Source organism: Brucella ciceri (genome assembly GCF_041930145.1).
GTDB lineage: Bacteria > Pseudomonadota > Alphaproteobacteria > Rhizobiales > Rhizobiaceae > Brucella > Brucella intermedia.
In genome coordinates this window covers 1-797 of sequence record NZ_JBHEEV010000037.1, presented here as the reverse complement: position 1 = coordinate 797, position 797 = coordinate 1, and the positions used below count along the sequence as shown (strand labels likewise).

Below are 797 nucleotides of genomic sequence, written 5' to 3'. Positions count from 1 at the left end.
AAAATGGCCTCCCCAAGGGAGTTCATCAAAGCATTGTCTCAATAGCTGATTTGTCCGGCGAAATGGGGGGCACTCCACTCTTCGCGTTTCATGGTGGTAACCCGCCAGGTAGTGGCTGGCGGGGTGTTAATCGTTGACCGAATATCTACCAATCAGTTATTCAAGGGGCGGTGCCAGTTGAGGCAAATTCTGTGGCTCGGAGGAGCAACCGGCCCGCGAGCTTCGATCTTCAGCAGGCGACGCGCCCTTGTTCGTCTGAAACGTCATTCGCCAGGACATCCGACGGAGCTGTGCCCCACCACGAGAAAGGGGACGAAATCCGAAATAGCAAATGAAAATAAGCCGTGCTCATGTCGCCGAAAGAAGCAACAGAGGCGACAACTATGTCTCGCGCCCTGTTATCCATAATGGCGAAAGAGGGGAAACTCCATGTCGAGTCAAAATCGGCCCGAAGCGAATCGCCTATGCGCGCCAAGGTAGAAGCATGGGTTACTACATGAATAGGCGAAAGAGCGGCTAAAAATTGCCGCCTGCCTCACTTTCCTAAGTTAGGGGATCGGGTAAAACTCAACAATTTCAATTGGAATGGCGGAAGAGAATGGGAGTCGAACCCACCAAAGACCATCTATCGGCCCCTCCCGGATTTGAAGTCCGGACATGCCACCGGGCATACATCCCTTCCAACTATTGAATTTACTATACAATTTCCGCTGTAGCAGTAGCTAAAGCATGTCGCTGTTGACCGGATTCGGGATTCCCGTTTGGCTTGATTTGTGATTCTCATGTCCGTTTTCAAG

The 797-nt window shown here is 51.6% G+C and carries 1 tRNA gene; it reads right to left on the bottom strand.

What is annotated here, in order from left to right:
- Window positions 1-586: 586 nt before the first annotated feature.
- Window positions 587-682, bottom strand: a tRNA-Sec gene (locus tag JNC63_RS21870).
- Window positions 683-797: the final 115 nt, after the last annotated feature.